The sequence below is a fragment of the Leisingera sp. MMG026 genome, from assembly GCF_021654205.1.
Classification (GTDB): Bacteria; Pseudomonadota; Alphaproteobacteria; order Rhodobacterales; family Rhodobacteraceae; genus Leisingera.
On sequence record NZ_JAKFZM010000142.1, the window covers coordinates 1 to 754 of the forward strand.

Sequence of the window (754 nt, forward strand, 5' to 3'; positions counted from 1 at the left end):
CACCGCCTTGTTCTGGATGGGATATTCTGGATTGCCCGGACCGGCGCGCCATGGCGCGATCTGCCGGAAGAGTTTTGGCAAGTGGTCGAGCGTCTACCGCCAGTTCCGGCGCTGGACGCTGGCGGGGCTCTGGGAGGAGATCATGGACGCCCTGAACCAAAGCGGGGCCGTGCCAGACGCCCTGCAAATGATCGACAGCGCCGTGATCCGGGCCCATCATCAGGCAGCGGGTGCTAAAGGGGGACTCCGCGACAGGGTTTCGGGCGCTCAAGAGGTGGCTTCTCGACCAAGATCCACCTCCTCGTCAACGCGCATGGTCTGCCCATGAGGACAGAGATCACGCCAGGCCAGACATCCGACTATCTCGGTTTCGATCTGGTTATGGCCGACAACCTGCCCAGTCCCAGCGTGTTGCTGGCGGATCGCGGCTATGATGGCGACAGCATCAGGGCGAACCTGAATGCGCGCAACGTCCTGCCGGTCATCCCAATGCGAAAATCCCGAAAGAAGCGTATCGGTGTCGACCGCTCGCTTTACTGCCTGCGCAACCTGGTCGAGTGCTGTTTCAACAAACTAAAGAACGCTCGCCGCGTGGCAACTCGCTACGACAAAGCCATGGAAAGCTTCCTGGGCTTCATCGACCTTACATCTATTCGGCTTTGGCTCAGACATTTGTCAACATGACCAAGCTTTCGATTTGGGCTTTTCAGGGTCACTACATGGTGCAGTTGATGCTCCGGCGTTTGCATCAATT

The 754-nt window shown here is 58.6% G+C and carries 1 pseudogene; it reads left to right on the forward strand.

The window, feature by feature from the left end:
* Positions 1-684: pseudogene (locus tag L1069_RS23865) on the forward strand (IS5 family transposase); the annotation flags it as partial.
* Between the last annotated feature and the right edge of the window lie 70 nt (positions 685-754).